General features: G+C 61.1%; 17 protein-coding genes. 9 read left to right on the top strand and 8 right to left on the bottom strand.

Features of this window, described 5'->3' with window-relative positions:
* Positions 1–18: 18 nt before the first annotated feature.
* Together LGH70_RS06435 and LGH70_RS06430 are read right to left on the bottom strand one after the other, a co-directional pair.
* The gene (locus LGH70_RS06435; protein WP_135391568.1) at positions 19–396 is read right to left on the bottom strand and encodes a response regulator; all 378 of its coding nucleotides are present in this window, start codon (positions 394–396) and stop codon (positions 19–21) included.
* A 61-nt stretch (positions 397–457) separates the two neighbouring features.
* Complete coding sequence (locus LGH70_RS06430) at positions 458–4558, bottom strand: PAS domain S-box protein (RefSeq protein WP_226183821.1); 4101 nt, start codon at positions 4556–4558, stop codon at positions 458–460.
* 144 nt (positions 4559–4702) lie between these two features.
* On the opposite strand from LGH70_RS06430, the gene LGH70_RS06425 reads away from it, so the two are divergent.
* Positions 4703–5830, top strand: coding sequence for a glycosyltransferase (locus LGH70_RS06425; RefSeq protein ID WP_226183819.1), 1128 nt, complete (start codon positions 4703–4705; stop codon positions 5828–5830).
* Positions 5827–6732 (top strand): tRNA (adenosine(37)-N6)-dimethylallyltransferase MiaA, encoded by a 906-nt coding sequence (gene miaA / locus LGH70_RS06420; RefSeq protein WP_226183817.1) that lies wholly within the window; start codon positions 5827–5829, stop codon positions 6730–6732. The genes LGH70_RS06425 and miaA overlap by 4 nt, the downstream gene beginning before the upstream one ends.
* 208 nt (positions 6733–6940) lie before the next feature.
* Here the strand turns inward: miaA and pfkA are convergent, their stop codons facing one another.
* A complete protein-coding gene (pfkA, locus tag LGH70_RS06415; RefSeq protein ID WP_226184693.1) occupies positions 6941–7912 on the bottom strand; it encodes a 6-phosphofructokinase in 972 nt (323 codons plus the stop codon).
* Positions 7913–8162: 250 nt separating this feature from the next.
* Here pfkA and LGH70_RS06410 point away from each other — a divergent pair, with 250 nt between their 5' ends.
* The gene (locus LGH70_RS06410) at positions 8163–8621 is read left to right on the top strand and encodes a tellurite resistance TerB family protein (protein ID WP_226183815.1); all 459 of its coding nucleotides are present in this window, start codon (positions 8163–8165) and stop codon (positions 8619–8621) included.
* 20 nt (positions 8622–8641) lie between these two features.
* Here LGH70_RS06410 and LGH70_RS06405 read toward each other — a convergent pair whose 3' ends face one another.
* The 4 genes from LGH70_RS06405 to LGH70_RS06390 all read right to left on the bottom strand — a co-directional run bounded on the left by LGH70_RS06405 (position 8642) and on the right by LGH70_RS06390 (position 11585).
* Positions 8642–9844, bottom strand: a complete 1203-nt coding sequence (locus tag LGH70_RS06405; protein ID WP_226183813.1) for an aspartate aminotransferase family protein — start codon at positions 9842–9844, stop codon at positions 8642–8644.
* Positions 9845–10017: 173 nt separating this feature from the next.
* Entirely contained in the window at positions 10018–10515 is a 498-nt protein-coding gene (locus LGH70_RS06400) for a hypothetical protein (RefSeq protein WP_226183811.1), read from the bottom strand.
* Positions 10516–10550: 35 nt separating this feature from the next.
* Positions 10551–11003 (bottom strand): hypothetical protein, encoded by a 453-nt coding sequence (locus LGH70_RS06395; RefSeq protein ID WP_226183809.1) that lies wholly within the window; start codon positions 11001–11003, stop codon positions 10551–10553.
* A gap of 30 nt (positions 11004–11033) precedes the next feature.
* Entirely contained in the window at positions 11034–11585 is a 552-nt protein-coding gene (locus tag LGH70_RS06390) for an RNA polymerase sigma factor (protein ID WP_226183807.1), read from the bottom strand.
* 298 nt (positions 11586–11883) lie between these two features.
* Between LGH70_RS06390 and LGH70_RS06385 the strand changes: the two genes are divergently transcribed.
* Genes LGH70_RS06385 through LGH70_RS06375 form a run of 3 tightly spaced genes read left to right on the top strand, consistent with a single transcriptional unit; the run spans position 11884 to position 13098 of the window.
* Positions 11884–12597 carry a hypothetical protein gene (locus tag LGH70_RS06385; protein WP_226183805.1) on the top strand — a complete coding sequence of 238 codons (714 nt, stop codon included), beginning with the start codon at positions 11884–11886 and terminating at the stop codon, positions 12595–12597.
* Positions 12598–12615: 18 nt separating this feature from the next.
* Positions 12616–12765, top strand: coding sequence for a DUF2628 domain-containing protein (locus LGH70_RS06380; protein WP_226183803.1), 150 nt, complete (start codon positions 12616–12618; stop codon positions 12763–12765).
* A gap of 9 nt (positions 12766–12774) precedes the next feature.
* Positions 12775–13098, top strand: a complete 324-nt coding sequence (locus LGH70_RS06375; protein ID WP_226183801.1) for a hypothetical protein — start codon at positions 12775–12777, stop codon at positions 13096–13098.
* Positions 13099–13110: 12 nt separating this feature from the next.
* On the opposite strand, the gene LGH70_RS06370 is transcribed toward LGH70_RS06375, so the two are convergent.
* Positions 13111–13842 carry a DUF481 domain-containing protein gene (locus LGH70_RS06370; RefSeq protein ID WP_226183799.1) on the bottom strand — a complete coding sequence of 244 codons (732 nt, stop codon included), beginning with the start codon at positions 13840–13842 and terminating at the stop codon, positions 13111–13113.
* Positions 13843–13967: 125 nt separating this feature from the next.
* Between LGH70_RS06370 and LGH70_RS06365 the strand changes: the two genes are divergently transcribed.
* From LGH70_RS06365 to LGH70_RS06355, 3 genes are all read left to right on the top strand, one after another.
* The gene (locus LGH70_RS06365) at positions 13968–14477 is read left to right on the top strand and encodes a hypothetical protein (protein WP_226183797.1); all 510 of its coding nucleotides are present in this window, start codon (positions 13968–13970) and stop codon (positions 14475–14477) included.
* 59 nt (positions 14478–14536) lie between these two features.
* Entirely contained in the window at positions 14537–15133 is a 597-nt protein-coding gene (locus tag LGH70_RS06360) for a hypothetical protein (protein ID WP_226183795.1), read from the top strand.
* A 154-nt stretch (positions 15134–15287) separates the two neighbouring features.
* A complete protein-coding gene (locus LGH70_RS06355; protein WP_226183793.1) occupies positions 15288–16133 on the top strand; it encodes a class I SAM-dependent methyltransferase in 846 nt (281 codons plus the stop codon).
* The last annotated feature ends 54 nt before the right edge of the window (positions 16134–16187 follow it).

The raw sequence follows: 16187 nt of genomic DNA, 5'->3' as shown, positions 1-16187 counted from the left end.
CCTTAATTATTAATTGCCTTATCCAATGTATTGCTTCACCACGCGCACCAGCGCATCGAAGTCGAGGGGCTTGGGCAGATAGTCCGTCACGCCGGCCTCGCGGAACTGTTCCATCGAGTAGTTATTGGCGTTGCCGGTAATGGCAATAATCGGAATCTGGGCGATGCGCGGGTCGGCATTGCGCCGGATTTCGCGGGTGCACTCCATACCGTCTTTCACCGGAATGTTGATATCCATCAGCACGCAGTCGATGGGCTGGGATTCGACTTGCTTGATTACCTCCCCGCCGTTTTTAGCCGACACGATGCGGTATTTCTGGAGCTCCAGGATTTTTTTGGTCAGGTTCAGAATAACAGAGCTATCCTCTGCTATCAGGATCGTTTTAGAATCAGCCATGGAAGAGAAGGTTTAGGGGTCGGACGGGTATGGAAGGGTCGGTTAAAAACTACTACGGCGTTTACTCGCTCTGGGTAACAGCCTGATAAGTATTTACGAAAGCCGTGAAATGGCGCATGATAAGGCGGAAATCCTGTTCCACGTGGTCAAGTTGGCCTTTTTTTAGGTCATGTTCCAAGCTTTTTACGCATTCGGCCAGCTCATTTATGCCCAAGGTAAAGCCGGTACCCTTGAGTTGGTGCAAATGCGGCAGAATCTGCTCGTACTGTTTCTCGTCGACCAGCTGCTGGGCTTCGCTGAGCAATTGGCCGGCTTCCTGCTCAAAATCGGCGTAGAGCTGGGCCGCAAATTCGGCCCCGCCCAGCTGCCGCAGCTGGTCGAGCACCTCGGGGTCGATAAAGGTGGTTTCCGGCGCGGCTTCGGGCGCGGGGGGCGCCAGCTCGGAAGCCACGGGCTCAGCCACTACGTCCGGCTCGGCGGCATTGGACAGGTGCAGGGCCGCCAGCCGCTCGGCGGCGCCGGTCCAGCGCAGCAGCACCGTGTAGAGGTCCTGCGACTTCACCGGCTTGGAGATGTAGTCGTCCATGCCCTGCTGCACAAACCGCTCGGCGTCTTCCTTCATCGAGTAGGCCGTCATGGCCACGATGGGTGGGCACTGCCGGCCCAGGCGCTGCCGAATCTGATTCATGGCCGTGATGCCGTCCATTTCCGGCATCTGGATGTCCATGAAAATTAGCTCGTAGTTGCCCGTGGGCGCGGTGGCCTTGCTGATGGCCTCAAACCCGTCGCTGGCCACGTCGATCTGGCAGCCCAGCTTGTCGAGCAGGCGCACGGCCACTTTCTGGTTGATGGGGTTGTCGTCCACGAGCAGCACGCGCGGGGCCGTTTCCAGGCGCATGATTTCGTGGCTCCGGTCGCGGGAGGCCACGCGCTCCTGCACGATTTCCTCCTCGTTGGTAGCCACCGTGCAGCGCATCGTAAACCAGAACGTCGAGCCGTCGTCGGTGTTGGAAATCATGCCGATTTCGCCGCCCAGCAGCTCGGCCAGCTGCTTGCTGATGGCCAGGCCCAGTCCCGTGCCGCCAAATGCCTTGGTAGGCGTGGTGTCGAGCTGGGTGAAATTGGTGAACAGCAGCTTGGCATTCGAGGGCGAAATACCAATGCCCGAGTCCTGCACCGCAAAGCGCAGCGTGTGCTCAATCCCGTCGGTGCTCACCGACGAAACGATGATGCTGACCGTGCCCGACGAGGTGAACTTGATGGCGTTGGAGGTCAGGTTGCTCAGAATCTGTAGCACGCGGGTTTCGTCCGTGATGATGAAGCGCGGCGTGTGGGGCGTAATGTGGTAGGTGAACTTGAGGTGCTTCTGGTTGGCGCGGTTGGCAAAGAGCGAATGAATCTTTTCCAGCGTGTAGTGCAAATCGATGCCCGACTCGTTGAGCTGGAGCTTGCCGGCCTGAATCTTCGACAAATCCAGAATGTCGTTCAGGATGGTCAGCAGCGCGTCCGAGGATTTACGCAGCGTGTCCACGTATTCTTCCTGCTCTTCCGAGGCCACGGTCTGGTGCAGCAAGTCAATCATGCCGATGATGCCGTTCATGGGCGTGCGCAGCTCGTGGCTCATGTTGGCCAGAAACTGCGTTTTGGCTTCCAGCGCGGTTTCGGCTTCCTCCTTGGCGTGGCGCAGGTCGTCCTGCATCTGCTTGAACTCGGTGATGTCGCGCCCGATGCCTTCGGTGCCTTCCGGCCCGTCGTTCACCTTGCGGGCATTCACCAGCACGCTCACCGAGTGGCCCAGCTTGTGGCGCATGGCTACCTCGATGTTGCGTGCCTCGCCAAAATGCTGCACGTTGCTGAGCAGCTCGTCGCGCTGCGAGGGGTGCACGTAGTAGCTCATGATGGGCGTGCCGATGACTTCCTCGGGCTCATAGCCCAGCATGTCCTGCACCGAGGGGCTCACCAGGGTCAGAATACCCTTGCCGTCGGTGCGGTAGTACACGTCCTGGAACGACTCGAAGATGGCCCGGAACTTCTCTTCCTGGGCGGCCAGCTCCAGCTGGGAGCGTTTTTTCTCGGTGATGTCGTGGGCCATGCCCGAAATTTCCTCGAAAGTGCCGTCGTCGAGGTAAATTGGGTTGAGGTAGATTTCGCGCCAGGTGTCCTGCCCGCGCGAGTCGCGCAGGCGCACCTCGAAGCGCTGGGGCTGGCCCTGAAAAGCGCGCCGGTAGTTCTCGATAAAGGCTTCCCGGGTTTCTTCCTCCATCATGCCCAGGTCGGCCTGCCACAGGTTCACGTTCAGCGACGGATATACGCCGTTGCGACGCAGGAAGTACGCCGAGTAGTTGCGGTTGAATGAGGTCAGGCGCGAGTGCATGTCCACCGACCACATCAGGTGGGTGCCGCTCTCGAAAATAGCGTTCAGGCGGGCGTTCTGCTTGTTGATCTGCACCTCATTGCGCTTGCGCTCAATGGCCAGGGCCACCTGGTTGGAAATGAAGTGCAGAATCTCGATGTCGGCCGCCGCGTAGGCATCGGCCTTGTGGTAGTCCTGCACGGCAATGACGCCGATAATCCGCTCCCCGATGCTCAGGGGCGAGCAGAGCATCACCTCCGGCATCAGCCCGAAGGCCGTAATCGTGCCGTTGGCAATAAGCTCCTGCAATTCGGCCCGCAGCAGAAACAGCGGCCGGCCGGTGCGGATAATATACTCCGATACGCCCGACGAAAACGGCCGCGACACCAGCCCCTGCTCGCCCTGAATGTTCTGGTCGACGAAGTAGCTGAACTGCAGCTGGGTGCGCGCGTCGTCGCAGAGGGCAATGTAGAAGTTGTTGGTTTCGATGATCTTGCTCAGTTCCCGGTGAATGGCCCCGTAGAGCGACTGTAAGTCTTTGGAGCTGATGGCCAGGTTGGCAATGCTGTAGTACACCTTCTGCAGGCGCTCGGCCTTGATGCGGTCGGTGATGTCGTGCAGAATGGCGCGGGTGCTTACCGGCTCATCGTCCTGCCAGGAGCAGCTGATGGAGCCGATCAGGTGAATCGGCTTGCCGGTTTTGGTCAGAAATACCGTTTCGAGCTTGTTGACCTTTTCGCCCTTGTACAGGTTGCGCAGCTGGTAGAGCAGCTTGGCCTTGTAGTAGGGGTGCACCACGTCGCCCAGCGTCATCTGGCTCAGGTCTTCGTCGCTGAAGCCCAGCTTTTCCTTCCAGGCCTTGTTCACGAACAGGAAGCGGTTGTCGATGCTCAGGTTCTGAATCAGGTCGTGGGCGTTGTCCAGAAAATCCTGCAGGCGGTGGCGGTTGTCGGTTAGGGCGCGGGCCGCCATGTGACGGTCGGTGTAGTCGCGCCCCACCACGAAGATGCCCGTGATGTGGCCCTGCAGGTCGCGCGAAAACTCGGCGTGCCAGTACACCATACGCGTCTGCCCCGACTTGGTCACGATGGCGCGCTCGTAAAAGTCCTGCAGCTGCTCGGTTTCGATGCAGGTAAGGTAAGCCTGCCGCAATTTGTCGCGCTGGGCGGGCGGCGAGAAGGTCTGGTGAAAGTTTTGCCCCAATACTTCCTCGCGGGAATATTCCGTGTAGTGCAGGAAATGGTCATTCACGTCGACAATCGTGCCTGAGCAATCGGCGGCTACGTAGCTTAGGTTGGTGCGGCTCAGCAAGTCGCGCAGCTGCCCCTGGGTACGGTCCAGCACCAGCTGCCGGATGTCGCTGCTGTCGGCCTGCGCTAGGCTTTGCTGGGCTACGTCGCGCAGCGTGAGCTGCACCCGCGCCGCGCCGCCCACCGCAATACGGTGCAGCGTGGCCTGGGCCTCTACGAGGGTGCCGTCAGTACTCTGACCCAGCCAGCGCTTGGCAATTCGGGCGCCCGTCTGGGCCGTTTGCACCACCGCTTCGCGCAGCATCTGCTCCGTGTTCCAGGCTTCTGCTTCCTGGCCGGCGGGCCGGGCAAAGGCCATCAGCCCCGAGCTCAGCAGCTCCGGGCGGGTAGTGCCCAGCAGGTGCAGGGCAGTGTTGTTGCAGTCGACCAGCGCGGCGTGCTCATCGTAGAGAAGCATAGCATCGTAGGCTTCCTCGAAGAGGGCGCGGTAAAGGTCGGCGCTGGGGGCAGAAGGAGCCCCCGGCGCTGCGGCAGCCGGTGATACAGGTCGAATCGACATCGGGTAGGATAGGGGGCCGGTGATGAGGGTAGCCCATCACTCGTAACCAGTACGCGAGTTTTAACTCCTTAAATTTGTCAAAAATATCCCAAATAGCGTGTTTCTACGGCCGCTAGAGCCCGGAAAAACACTGCTGACTTTCGTATGCGCCGCCTTATCTTCACGGTAACCACCGACTTAAACTACGACCAGCGCATGCAGCGAATTTGTGGCAGCCTGGCCCAGCATGGCTACCAGGTGCTGCTGGTGGGCCGGGAAGTGGCCGCCTCACGGCCCCTGACAGTGCAACCGTATGAGCAGCACCGGCTGCGCTGCTGGAACAATAAAGGCAAATTATTCTATTTGGAATTCAATTTCAGGCTGTTTTTTTACCTGCTCCGTCAGCAAGCCAGTGCCTGGTGCGCCATCGACCTGGACACAGCCCTGCCCGTATGGCTGCGCGCACGCCTGGCCGGTCAGCCGTTTATCTACGACGCTCACGAACTGTTCACGGAGGTGCCTGAGGTAGTAAGTCGGCCCGGCGTGCAGCGCTTGTGGCGGGCCGTCGAGCGGTTTATCGTGCCCCGCGCCGCGCTGGCCTACACGGTGGGCCCGGCCCTGGCTAAGGTGTTTGAGCAGCGCTACGGCCAGCCCTTCGCCGTGGTGCGCAATATCAGCCGACTAACGGAAGCCGAACTGCCCGTTGCCCCACCGGCTGCTCCGCCGGGTGGCTACATTCTGTACCAGGGCGCCCTGAATGCGGGCCGGGGCCTGGAGACCCTGCTCGATGCCATGCCCCAGGTGGCGGGCCGCCTGATAGTTTGTGGCGAGGGAGACTTATCGGCTGCGCTGCGGGAGCGGGCGGCCCGGCTGGGCCTGCTCGATTCCGGTAAAGTTGACTTTCGCGGCTACGTGCTGCCCGAGGAGCTGCGCGCGGTAACCAGCCGGGCGGCGGTGGGCATTATGCTGCTCGAAAACCAGGGCCTCAGCTATTACTATTCCTTGGCCAATAAATTCTTCGACTACCTGCACGCCGGTATTCCGCAGCTCATCGTCGATTTCCCCGAGTACCGCCTGCTCAACCAGCGGTACGAAGTAGCCGAGGTGGTGGAGCTCACGCCCGATTCCATTGCGGCGGCGCTTAACAGGCTGCTGCGCGACAACCCGGCCCGCTACCACGAGCTGGCCGGCAACTGCCGCCAAGCCCGGCTGGTATTTAATTGGCAGCACGAAGAACAGCACCTATTGGGCCTCTACCGGGGCCTGTGGGCACCCCAAACCATTCCCACATGACCTTTCCTTTTCCCGGCGCTTTGCCCGACCAACCCACCTTGCTGGTTATTTCCGGGCCCACGGCCGTGGGCAAAACGGCCCTGTGCGTGCAGCTGGCCCAGCACTACCAAACCGACATTATTTCGGCCGACTCGCGCCAGTTTTTCCGGGAGCTGAGCATTGGCACGGCCAAGCCCACGCCGGCCGAAATGCAGGGCGTGCGCCATCATTTTATCGACTCGCACAGCATCACGGAAGACTACAACGCCGGCCGATTTGAGGTAGACTGCCTGCAGCTGCTCAGTGAGCTGTTCCGAAAAAAAAAGCTCGTAATTCTCACCGGTGGTTCGGGCCTCTACCTGCAGGCCGTAACGGAAGGGCTGGACGAAATGCCCCTGGCCGACCTGGCCGTGCGCGCCCAGCTGCAACAGGAGTTGGCCGAGCACGGCCTGGAGCCGCTGGTGGCTGAGCTGGCCCGCCTCGACCCGGTTACCCACGCCCGCATCGACCGGCAGAACCACCAGCGCGTGGTGCGGGCCCTGGAAGTAACGCGCAGCACCGGACAGCCGTTTTCCAGCTTCCACACGCCCAAAATAGCCAAGGAGCGGCCCTTTCAGACCATCAAAGTTGCCCTCAGCCGGGAGCGGGAAGAGCTCTACCAGCGCATCGATTGGCGCGTGGACCAGATGCTGGAGCAGGGGCTGCTGGTCGAGGCTACCGCGCTGCTGCCGTTCCGCCGCCACAATGCCCTGCAAACGGTGGGCTACCAGGAGATCTTCGGCTACCTCGACGGGCTCTACGACTGGCCCGAGGCCGTGCGCCTGCTCAAGCGCAACACCCGCCACTATGCCAAGCGCCAGCTCACCTGGCTCCGCCGCGACCCGCAGTACCAGTGGCTGCACCCGCAGGAGGTGAAGTGGTGAGTTTGACGTTCCGGTTTCCTGGCGAGGCGCCGCCGTGACACCCGCAGGACAGCGCCGCTAATCCGTCCGCTGCGCAGTGGCAAACGTTCTTTTACACAGAAAGCCCTTTCCCGTGAGCAACGAGAAAGGGCTTTTCAGCTCAGAGCACAGACTGCTTCGTCGTGCCTTTTCGCAAGGACACTATTGCACTACCTCACCATCTCACCGCTTACACGGAGAGAATCTCGACCATACGCATGAAGGTCTGGTTGATAAGCTTTTTCTTGTGAATCGTGTCGTTGAAGGGCGTGTAGACCAGCTTGCGGTCCACGATGCCGGCCATGACGTTGCGCATGCCGTTCATGAGGCCCTCCACGGCGGCAATACCGATCTGGGAGCCCAGCAGGCGGTCGGCGGCGGTGGGGGAGCCCCCGCGCTGCACGTGGCCGATGATGGTGACGCGGGTGTCGAGCTCCGGAATGGCTTCCTTCACCCGCTTGGCCACGGCGTGGGAGTTGCCTTCCTCGTCGCCCTCGGCCACTACCACGATAAACGAGGTTTTCGACCGTTTCCAACCGGCTTTCAGTGTGTCGATAACGGCTTCCGTGGACATCTGCGTTTCCGGAATCATGACGATTTCGGCCCCGCCGCCGATGGCGCAGGGAATAGCAATGTAGCCCGAGTCGCGTCCCATCACTTCGATAAAGAAGCAGCGGTCATGCGAGTCGGCCGTGTCGCGGATTTTGTCAATAGCTTCGAGGGCCGTATTAACTGCCGTATCGTAGCCGATGGTGTAGTCGGTGCCGTAGAGGTCGTTGTCGATGGTGCCAGGGGCGCCCACGGTGGGAATGCCAAACTCCTGCTCGAAGATGGTGGCGCCGGTGAAAGTGCCATTGCCGCCGATGGCCACGAGACCATCAATGCCGTTGTTGACAAGCTGGTCGAAGGCCTGCTGCCGGCCTTCCTTGGTCTGGAATTTCTGGCTGCGGGCCGACTTCAGGATGGTGCCGCCCTTCTGCACGGTGTTGGCCACGGAGGCCGAATCCAGCCGCACAAACTCCCCTTTGATCATGCCGCTGTAGCCGCGCATGATGCCATAGACCTCAATGCCGTGGTACACGGCCGTGCGCACCACGGCCCGGATGCAGGCGTTCATACCCGGCGAGTCGCCGCCGCTGGTGAAAACTGCAATACGTTTCATCATAACTCAGGTAATCAGAACTGCCCAGTGCGGGCCGCGCAAAGGTGGTAAATCCAAATTGAAAACAAAGTCTCCGGCCGCGGGAAAGGCAAAAAACCCCGCAGATTACCTGGGCCGTCTGGCTGTTTTTTTTAGAACTGCGTATTGGAAGAAAGCTTCCTGCCGAGTATCTTAACCGCCCTGCCGCGGCCGTTTGGCTGGCTTGCTGCCTCTGTTCTTTTCCTTCACCGTTACTTAAGCGACGCCCTATATGTTTGGCTTTTTTGAAAATGAGCAAACCAAGAAAGTGAAAAGTCACCTGATGAATCTGGCAGCGCTGGCCAAAGCCGACGGGCATCTGGACGAGCGGGAAATGAGCTTCATCGTGGCGGTAGGCAAGAAGAATGGCATGCGGGCCGACGATGTACGGTCCATCGTGGCCAACTCCGGCAGCGTGAATCTGGTGCTGCCCGACAACGACTCCGAGCGGTTCGACCAGATTTTTGACCTCGTGGATATGATGCTGGCCGACGGCATCGTGGACGACCACGAAATGGACTTTTGTATCGGCATGGCCGAAAAGCTGGGCTTCCGCAAAGCTATTGTGGGCGTACTGGTGCGCAAGATTTCAGTGGGCGTGAAAGACGGCCTGCCCCGGGAGCAAATCAAAACCGAGTCTGAGTCGTTTTTGAACTACAATGGCACCCACCCCAAAGGCACTGGCCTGTAAGAGCGGCGCCGGCTCTAGCTTTAGCTCTCCGAGCCGGTAACGTGCGCCACGGCCCGCAGCAGGGCCGCGCAGCTTGCCTCAATTTCCGCCTCAGAAATAGTAAGTGGCGGGGCAATGCGCAGGGAATTGTCGCAAAACAGAAACCAGTCGGTCAGGATACCTTCGTGGGCCAGGGCGTGGTCGATGATGGGCTTGAGCACCGCGTAGGAGTCAAACTCCACGGCCATGAGCAGGCCGTGGCCCCGCACTTCCCGAATAGCAGAATGCTGCAGAAGCCGCCGGAACAGGGCGGCTTTTTCGTGCACGGAAGCCAGCAGATTTTCCTCCTGAATCACGCGTAGCGTAGCCAGGGAGGCCGCGCACGATACGGGGTGGCCGCCAAACGTGGTGCAGTGGCCCAGAATAGGGTTGGTTTTGAAACCAGCCATGATTTCCTGGGATGAAATAAACGCCCCGATGGGCATGCCGCCGCCCATGCCCTTGGCGCACACCAGAATATCGGGGGTAATGCCGAACTGCTCGAAGGCCCAGAAGGAACCCGTGCGCCCAAAGCCGCACTGAATTTCGTCCAGAATCAGCAGGGCGCCTACCTGCTGGCAGCGGTGGCGCAGGGCGGGCAGGTAGCCAGGCTCGGCCACCCGCACGCCCGCCTCACCCTGCACCGTTTCGACGATGACGGCGGCGGTACGCTCGGTAATCAGCGCCAGATCGGGCACTTGGTTGAAGTGGATATGGCGCACGTCGGGCAGCAGGGGCCGGTAGCTGTTCTTGAAGCCCTCGGAGCCGGTGATGGACAATGCGCCGTGGGTGGAGCCGTGGTAAGCGTTGTGGCAGGAAATAAACTCGGTGCGACCGGTATGACGCTTGGCCAGCTTTAGGGCGCCCTCAATAGCCTCGGCCCCGGAGTTGGTGAAGTACACGCTGTCGAGGTAGGTGGGCAGGGTGTGGTGCAGGGCCTGGGACAGCTCGGCCGGCGGGGCCTGCACCAGCTCGCCGTACACCATCAGATGCAGATACTTGTCGACCTGGTCTTTGATGGCCTGCACCACCCGTGGGTGGCGGTGCCCCACGTTGCTGACCCCAATGCCCGAAATCAAATCCAGATAGCGGCGGCCGTCGGCGCCGTACATATACACGCCTTCGGCCCGCTCAATTTCGAGCAGCAGCGGGAAGTCGGATGTTTGGGCCTGATGGCGCAGAAAAAGCTGACGGGGGGTGAGCATATGGAAAGCGGATTCGGTTTCGGGGCGCAAAGGTACGCATAGTGCCGGCGGAGTAACAGCGTGACCAGTAACAGAAGGTGGGCGCAGTCGAAGTTGATGCTAGGGCTGGTGGCCACAAACAAAAACAGGCTGCCGGGGCAGCCTGTTCAGTGCAATAGAGCGTGCGGAAAAAATTAGTCTTCGGGAGGACCGGTAAACTGGCCGGCTCCGGGCCCGGGGCCGCCCCCGCGCCGGTCGGCCACGCGCTTCAGCACCTCTTTGGTGAAGTCGCGCTCGGCAATAAACAGCTTGCTGACCTGGCGGATAGAGAGGACTTTCTGGAATTTGTCGAAGTACTCTTTTTCCAGGTTTACCTCGTTCTGGCGCAGGGCCAGGGCCTGGGTCAGGTTGTCCTTAATCTGCTGGTCGGAGAGGCCGTCGGGGTTTTCAGTGCGCAGCTGGCGCATGCGGCGGGCCACGTCGCGGCGCTTGTCCGAAAACTCGTTGTAAACGGGCCAGAAGCGTTGGGCCTGCTCCTGGGTTAGGGAAATTTTATCGGTCAGGTAGGCAATCTTGGCATTTTCCAGCTGGCTGAGCCGGCCACCCTGGCGGCGGCCGCCCTGGGCAAAACCGGCCCTATGCACGCTCAGCAGAAGCAGCAGGGCCAGGACGCTACGGAGAAGATATTTCATGGGAGAGAAAGGCAAGGACGGGGCAAAAGTAGGAGTTACAGATAGTTTTCTTCGGTGGGCTGGGCATCCAGGGCATCCTGCAGCTCACCGGGTGAGGCCTGGAGGAAGCTGTCGGTGAGCGTGTGGTCGGCGGCCGACAGCTCCGCCAGGTCGGTCAGGGTCAGGCGCGAGTCGGAAGCCAGCAGATACTGCACCATCTCGGTGTGAGGCACGGCTTCCAGAGCTGCTATCGGCACCGAGGCCGGCGCGGTGGGCTGGCTCAGGAAAAAGCTGGCCGCAAAGCCGCCCAGCACTGCCACCGAGGCCAGGGCCGTGCGCAGGGGCATTGGCAGGAAAGCCAGCCAGCCAAACGCGGCGCTGCCGGAACCGGCCGGGGGCTGCACCCGGGCCATCACCTGGCGCGGCAGCCGCTCGAAGTAGTCGGCTGGCGGCGGGGCCAGGGGCTGGGGCCGGCGCTTATGGTCATCCAGACGAAAAGGAGTGTTCATAGGACTTAGATAGGGCTCAGGGCCTGAGGTTTAATCGGGGCGGGATTCTTCGTTGACGTATTGCTCAATCTTCTTGACGGCGTGGTGGTAGGAGGCCTTCAGCGCGCCGACGCTCGTGCCGGTAATGTCGGCCATCTGCTCGTAGGTGATTTCGTCGTAGTACTTCATATTGAACACCAGCCGCTGCTTGTCGGGCAGGCGCAGAATGGCCTTTTGCAGTCGCAGCTCGATTTCGTCGCCGGCCAGGCCGGGGTCGGCTTCCACTTTCTGGGCCAGCTCGGCGCCCACGTCGTTGAGGGGCAGAAAAAACCTGCGCCGCTTCGACGATAGAAAGTTCAGGCACTCGTTGGTGGCAATGCGGTAAATCCAGGTGTAGAGCGAGGCGTCGCGGCGAAAGTTTTCCAGGTGGTTCCACACCTTCACGAACACGTCCTGGGTCAGGTCGTCGGCATCGTCGTGGTCGATAACCATCTTGCGCACATGCCAATAGATCTTCGACTGGTACTTGCGCACCAGCTGGTTGAAGGCCACATTGCGGGCGGCGGGGTCGGCGAACTTGGCGAGGATTTCCTGGTCTTCCAAGCAGGGGAGCGGGTTAGGAGCGGCAGGGCTGTACGGGCTTAGAGGGCCAAAGTACGGCAGGGTTTAGTCGGGCTGAGCAGAAACTTTGCGGGGCCTGGGGCTGCCGGTGCTCAGCCCCCATTCCTGATGGCTCGGGTGGTACCCGCCGCATCACAACGTCGTACAAGGCTGCTGCCCGCCGGATAAATCAGGGCCAGTAGGTTCGCCAGCAGGAGGCTCACGGGCAATTTCCTGAGTAAGTTGCGGCCTGAAACGCGGCGTTGGGCAGTTGTGCCTTCCTGCCGCCTGTGCCAACCCTATGCCTTCTTGCCGCGTGTATTCTTCCCGCTTTGCCCCCGCCGCGTGCGGTGCTCTGTTGCTGCTTTTTACCGGCCTGGAGGCCTGCTCGCCCAAGAAAGCCGACGACCAGGCGGCCACCCAGGCCCCGACTTCCGCTGGCCCCGATACGGCGGCTACCCAAGTGCCCCTGGCCTCTGATTCGGCTAGCACCGCCGCGCTGCCCACGGCCGACTCCACCGCCCTGTCGCCCAAATTTCTGAAGGGGCTGCGGGACCTGGCCGGCGCGGGAGCCTACCAGGTGAAGGGCAAAACCCTGGTGATGGACGCCTTCGGCTCGGCTGACTTCCCCACCGACCTGCCCGTAGGCAAACCCGTGACCTACACCGGCCGGCAGGGTACCCACACGATTAGCCTCACGCTCACCCGGCTCAATTACACCAGTGTGCGCTTTGCCGCCGAGCTGCTGGGGGGCAAGAACAGCCCCCGCCAGGAAGAAGGCGTGGCCGATCTGAATCCGGGCTTCATGATGGCCGCCGAAGTGCCCGAGGACACCGAAAGCCAGGTTTCGTACGGAGCCTCCGAGTACATGCTCGAAACGCCCACCCGCAACATTTCCATTCTGGTGGGCTTGGGCCCCGATGCCGACAAGGCCGAGCTGGGTGTATATGACGCCACGGGCAAGCCGGTAGCCGCCTGGCAGGGAGTGCCTACGCTGCGCCGCCTGGCCCTGTAAGCTGCTTGCTGACTGCCGATGAACGAGAGCTATCTGAAAGCCTTTGTCGGCGGCAATACCAGCTACTACCTCTACTACTGGCGGCTGGTGCGGGAGGGGAAGCGCGCGTCGTTCAATTTGCACGCCTTTCTGTTCGGCATTTTCTGGGTTATCTACCGGCGGATGTAGCTGGGAGCGGTGGTGCTGTTTGTCGTCACGCCGCTCGAAAATGCCCTGCTGCGGGAGCTGCTCCCGCCCTACACTGCCAACTCCCCATCCTGGATTATCGGGAGCAACCTGCTGGGGGCAAGCCTGCTGTCGGGTTTTGCCAACTGGCTGTACCTCAAACACGCCGAGCGTAAAATTGCGCGGGTAGTGCGAAAGGGCCTTTCCGAGGAAGAAACGCTGCGGCGGCTGCGCCACGAAGGCGGAACGAACCAGCTGTTTGTCATTAGCATCCTGGCCGTAGTGGCGGTCATTATTACTCTGGCCAGGCTCTACCCCGAGGCGTTCCGGCAGTAGACGCCAGTGGCCCTATTTGGTGCTGAAGGCCACGCCCACCGTCACGTTGGTGTTGTCAGTAGGCTTGCCTTCCAGCACCCGGCTTTCGAAGGTGTAGGTATAGGTGCCCGTAATGGCAAAGCGCGAACTCAGGCGCAGGGCCAGGGTGGTAAGCTGGGTCGCGCGGTAGTCGGCGGTATTGGCCAGATTGGGCTGGTAGAGCGTGGTAGAATTCAGCGAGAATACGCGGTAGGAATATACCACCTTCAGCCGCGTGGAACTGCGCGACACGCGCCGCTCGGTGCCGCCCTGGAAGTAGGTCGCCTCCCGAATCAGCAGGTTGCTGACGGCTACTTCCCGCCCCAGCGAATCGGAGTAGAAGGCCCAGCCCGGCCCCAGGCCCAGCTGAAACCGGTTGTTGATGCCGCGCAGGTTGCTGCGCTCGTAGCCCCCGATGCCATAGAACCGGAACCGGCCTTTCCAGTAGTAGGGCGTCGCATTGAACACCCATTCCCGCTCCCGCAGCCGCCCATCCTGCTTGCCATACAGAAAGCTGCCCGTCAGGGGCGCGCCAAAGTGCAGGCCGCGCAGCAGCGTCGCCGAGTGGGAGGTCGAAAACAGCGCCCGGTTGACGCCCCCGGCCGAATACTGGCCCGCCAGCTGTCCGCTGTAGCGAATGAGGGTGGTGTCGGGCTTCTGGGCCCGGGCGGGTAACGCCGCCCATAGAACCAGGCAAACAGGCAGAAGCAGACTGCGAAAAAACATCCGGACAGGGCGCAAGAAGTACATAGCGAAGTGGCAAAGGTACTTTCCCGGCGCTGCCGCAAGCCTGGTTTTCTGCGCATATTGCTCCCGTTTTCCTTGGCTATTCTTATTTCCGCCACCACTCTATGCGCTTACTCGTTGCCCTTACGTTGCTTAGCACCAGTGCCTTCGGTCAGATCAATCTGCCGGTGCTGGACCCGGCCAAATCTGCGGTAAACGCCACGCTGCCTACGTTTTCTACCAGGCAGCAGGTGCTCCGGCAGTTTGGCAAGCCCACCCGCATCCGGACTGCCGACTACGAGTGCGGCCTGACCGAAGCGCAGAGCGAAGCCAACGTGCAGCAGGTGTACTGCTACGGCAAGACGGAGTTCTATATCTACGACGCTAAAGCCGATCTGATGATCCTGGATTTCAGAACCGGCAAGCTGTCCTACCAAACGCCGCGCATCAAGCTGTCCGGCCAAACGACCTTTGCCGACCTGCAGAAAGTGTACCCGGCTGCCACCAAAGCCGCCACCAAAACCCCGCAGGGGCAGCTGGTTGTGCTGGCGCCCTGCAAGGAGTGTGAGGGACAGGTGCGGCTCTACTTCGAGCGCGGCCGGCTGGCCCAGCTCGAATTCTGGGAGCCGTGCTAAAGCGGTAGCCAGCCATCCGCCCTTCCCCTATATTTATCCCCGCCACTACCAGCACCACGATGATAAAACAGCTGCCCGCACTGCTTCTGGGGGTATGTGCCTTAGTTGCCTGCCAGCCAAACACTACCTCAGCTCCCACCCAAAAAGCCGGGAGTGCAGCAGTAGCCCCCGCCGCTAACCCGCCCCGCGCCGTCAGGGCCTCCAACCCGGGGCCGGCAGCAGCGGCAGAAACACCGCCCGCGCCGGCCGACAGCGCCGCTGCCGAGTACGAAACCTACTACGTGGTAGTGGCCGACACCAGCCTTTCCTACGCGGCACTGCACCGTAAAATGCTGACCCTGAACCAGCAGTTTGCCATCGGTATCGACACGCTGGGCCGTTACTATGACCCGGCCAAAAACCGGATAATTCTGCCCGATACGTCGAGCGACGAAATGTATGCCGGCGAATACACTATGCGGCGGTTTCCGGCCCACAGCCTCAGCCTGGAATACCTGGAGGCGTATCAGTCGGCGGCCGGCAAGCAGACCATAGCCCTGATAACCGGTATTTATGAGCGGGAGGCTACAGCCGATAGCGCCTTGGCCGTGCTGCGGCCCGCCAGCCGGAACGTGTTCAAGATCAAGTCGAGCCTGTTTGTTGGCTGCCTGCACTAAGCGCCGGACGGCTGATTAACATCTGTTTTTTTGTATATTATGTACTGAGCAGCCGGCTGCAGCGGCCGCGCCCCGGTGGCGTTGGGCCGCTTGGTAGTGCCAGGCGAGGAAGGAGGATGTGTCGTGACTGTTTTACCACTTAAGGCTACAAAATATGGAAGCACAATTGGAGCAAATTCGGGAGCAGCAGAAGGAGACCTGGAACCGGTTTTCGGCGGGGTGGCAGAAGTGGGACGACTTCACCATGCACTGGCTCAAACCCATGGGCGACGAAATCATCCGGGCCCTGGACCTGCGGGAAACGGACCGGGTGCTGGATGTGGCCGCCGGGACCGGGGAGCCCGGCCTGACCATTGCCGGCCTGGTGAGCCACGGCGAAGTCGTCATCACCGACCTGGCCGAAAATATGCTGGCGGTAGCCCGCGACAATGCCCGCCGCAAAGGCATCACCAACTACGAAACCGTGGTGTGCGACGTCTGTGCGCTGCCCTTCCCCGACGAATCCTTTGATGCCGTGAGCTGCCGGTTTGGCTTCATGTTTTTCCCGGATATGCAGCTGGCCGCCCGCGAAATGGTGCGGGTGCTGAAGCCGAGTGGCCGCATAGCCGCCGCCGTGTGGAGCGTGCCCGAGAAAAACGCCTGGATTACGGCCATTATGGGCACCATCAGCCGGAATATGGACCTGCCCGCGCCGCCGCCCGGCGCTCCGGGTATGTTTCGGTGCGGCAGCCCCGGCTTTCTGGCCAGCCTGTTTGAGCAGGCCGGTCTGCACGGCATTTCGGAAAAAGAACTGACCGGCCAGCTGACCTGCGGCAGTAAGGAAAACTACTGGCGCTTCATGAACGAAGTGGCGGCCCCCGTGGTGTTTGCCCTGAGCAAAGCCGATGCGGCTACCACGGAGAAAATCAAGCGCGAGGCCTTTGCCGTCGTCGACAGCCAGTGCGCCGACGGCCGCTCCGCCCTCGACTACGGTACGGTGGTCGTGAGCGGGCAGAAGTAGCCGTTGGACGTCCCCGAAAGTTCTGCTTAACTTTGCCGCCGTATCCCCGCAGCG

The sequence above is a fragment of the Hymenobacter nitidus genome, from assembly GCF_020447315.1.
GTDB lineage: Bacteria > Bacteroidota > Bacteroidia > Cytophagales > Hymenobacteraceae > Hymenobacter > Hymenobacter nitidus.
The sequence above is the reverse complement of the archived record's forward strand: the minus strand, read 5'-3'. Positions and strand labels throughout refer to the sequence as shown.

What these genes read in the sequence shown, in the direction of transcription:
- LGH70_RS06435 (WP_135391568.1), bottom strand. Translation starts at nt 396, where the DNA reads ATGGCTGATTCTAAAACGATCCTGATAGCAGAGGATAGCTCTGTTATT.
- LGH70_RS06430 (WP_226183821.1), bottom strand. Translation starts at nt 4,558, where the DNA reads ATGTCGATTCGACCTGTATCACCGGCTGCCGCAGCGCCGGGGGCTCCT.
- LGH70_RS06425 (WP_226183819.1), top strand. Translation starts at nt 4,703, where the DNA reads ATGCGCCGCCTTATCTTCACGGTAACCACCGACTTAAACTACGACCAG.
- miaA (WP_226183817.1), top strand. Translation starts at nt 5,827, where the DNA reads ATGACCTTTCCTTTTCCCGGCGCTTTGCCCGACCAACCCACCTTGCTG.
- pfkA (WP_226184693.1), bottom strand. Translation starts at nt 7,912, where the DNA reads ATGAAACGTATTGCAGTTTTCACCAGCGGCGGCGACTCGCCGGGTATG.
- LGH70_RS06410 (WP_226183815.1), top strand. Translation starts at nt 8,163, where the DNA reads ATGTTTGGCTTTTTTGAAAATGAGCAAACCAAGAAAGTGAAAAGTCAC.
- LGH70_RS06405 (WP_226183813.1), bottom strand. Translation starts at nt 9,844, where the DNA reads ATGCTCACCCCCCGTCAGCTTTTTCTGCGCCATCAGGCCCAAACATCC.
- LGH70_RS06400 (WP_226183811.1), bottom strand. Translation starts at nt 10,515, where the DNA reads ATGAAATATCTTCTCCGTAGCGTCCTGGCCCTGCTGCTTCTGCTGAGC.
- LGH70_RS06395 (WP_226183809.1), bottom strand. Translation starts at nt 11,003, where the DNA reads ATGAACACTCCTTTTCGTCTGGATGACCATAAGCGCCGGCCCCAGCCC.
- LGH70_RS06385 (WP_226183805.1), top strand. Translation starts at nt 11,884, where the DNA reads ATGCCTTCTTGCCGCGTGTATTCTTCCCGCTTTGCCCCCGCCGCGTGC.
- LGH70_RS06380 (WP_226183803.1), top strand. Translation starts at nt 12,616, where the DNA reads ATGAACGAGAGCTATCTGAAAGCCTTTGTCGGCGGCAATACCAGCTAC.
- LGH70_RS06370 (WP_226183799.1), bottom strand. Translation starts at nt 13,842, where the DNA reads ATGTTTTTTCGCAGTCTGCTTCTGCCTGTTTGCCTGGTTCTATGGGCG.
- LGH70_RS06365 (WP_226183797.1), top strand. Translation starts at nt 13,968, where the DNA reads ATGCGCTTACTCGTTGCCCTTACGTTGCTTAGCACCAGTGCCTTCGGT.
- LGH70_RS06360 (WP_226183795.1), top strand. Translation starts at nt 14,537, where the DNA reads ATGATAAAACAGCTGCCCGCACTGCTTCTGGGGGTATGTGCCTTAGTT.
- LGH70_RS06355 (WP_226183793.1), top strand. Translation starts at nt 15,288, where the DNA reads ATGGAAGCACAATTGGAGCAAATTCGGGAGCAGCAGAAGGAGACCTGG.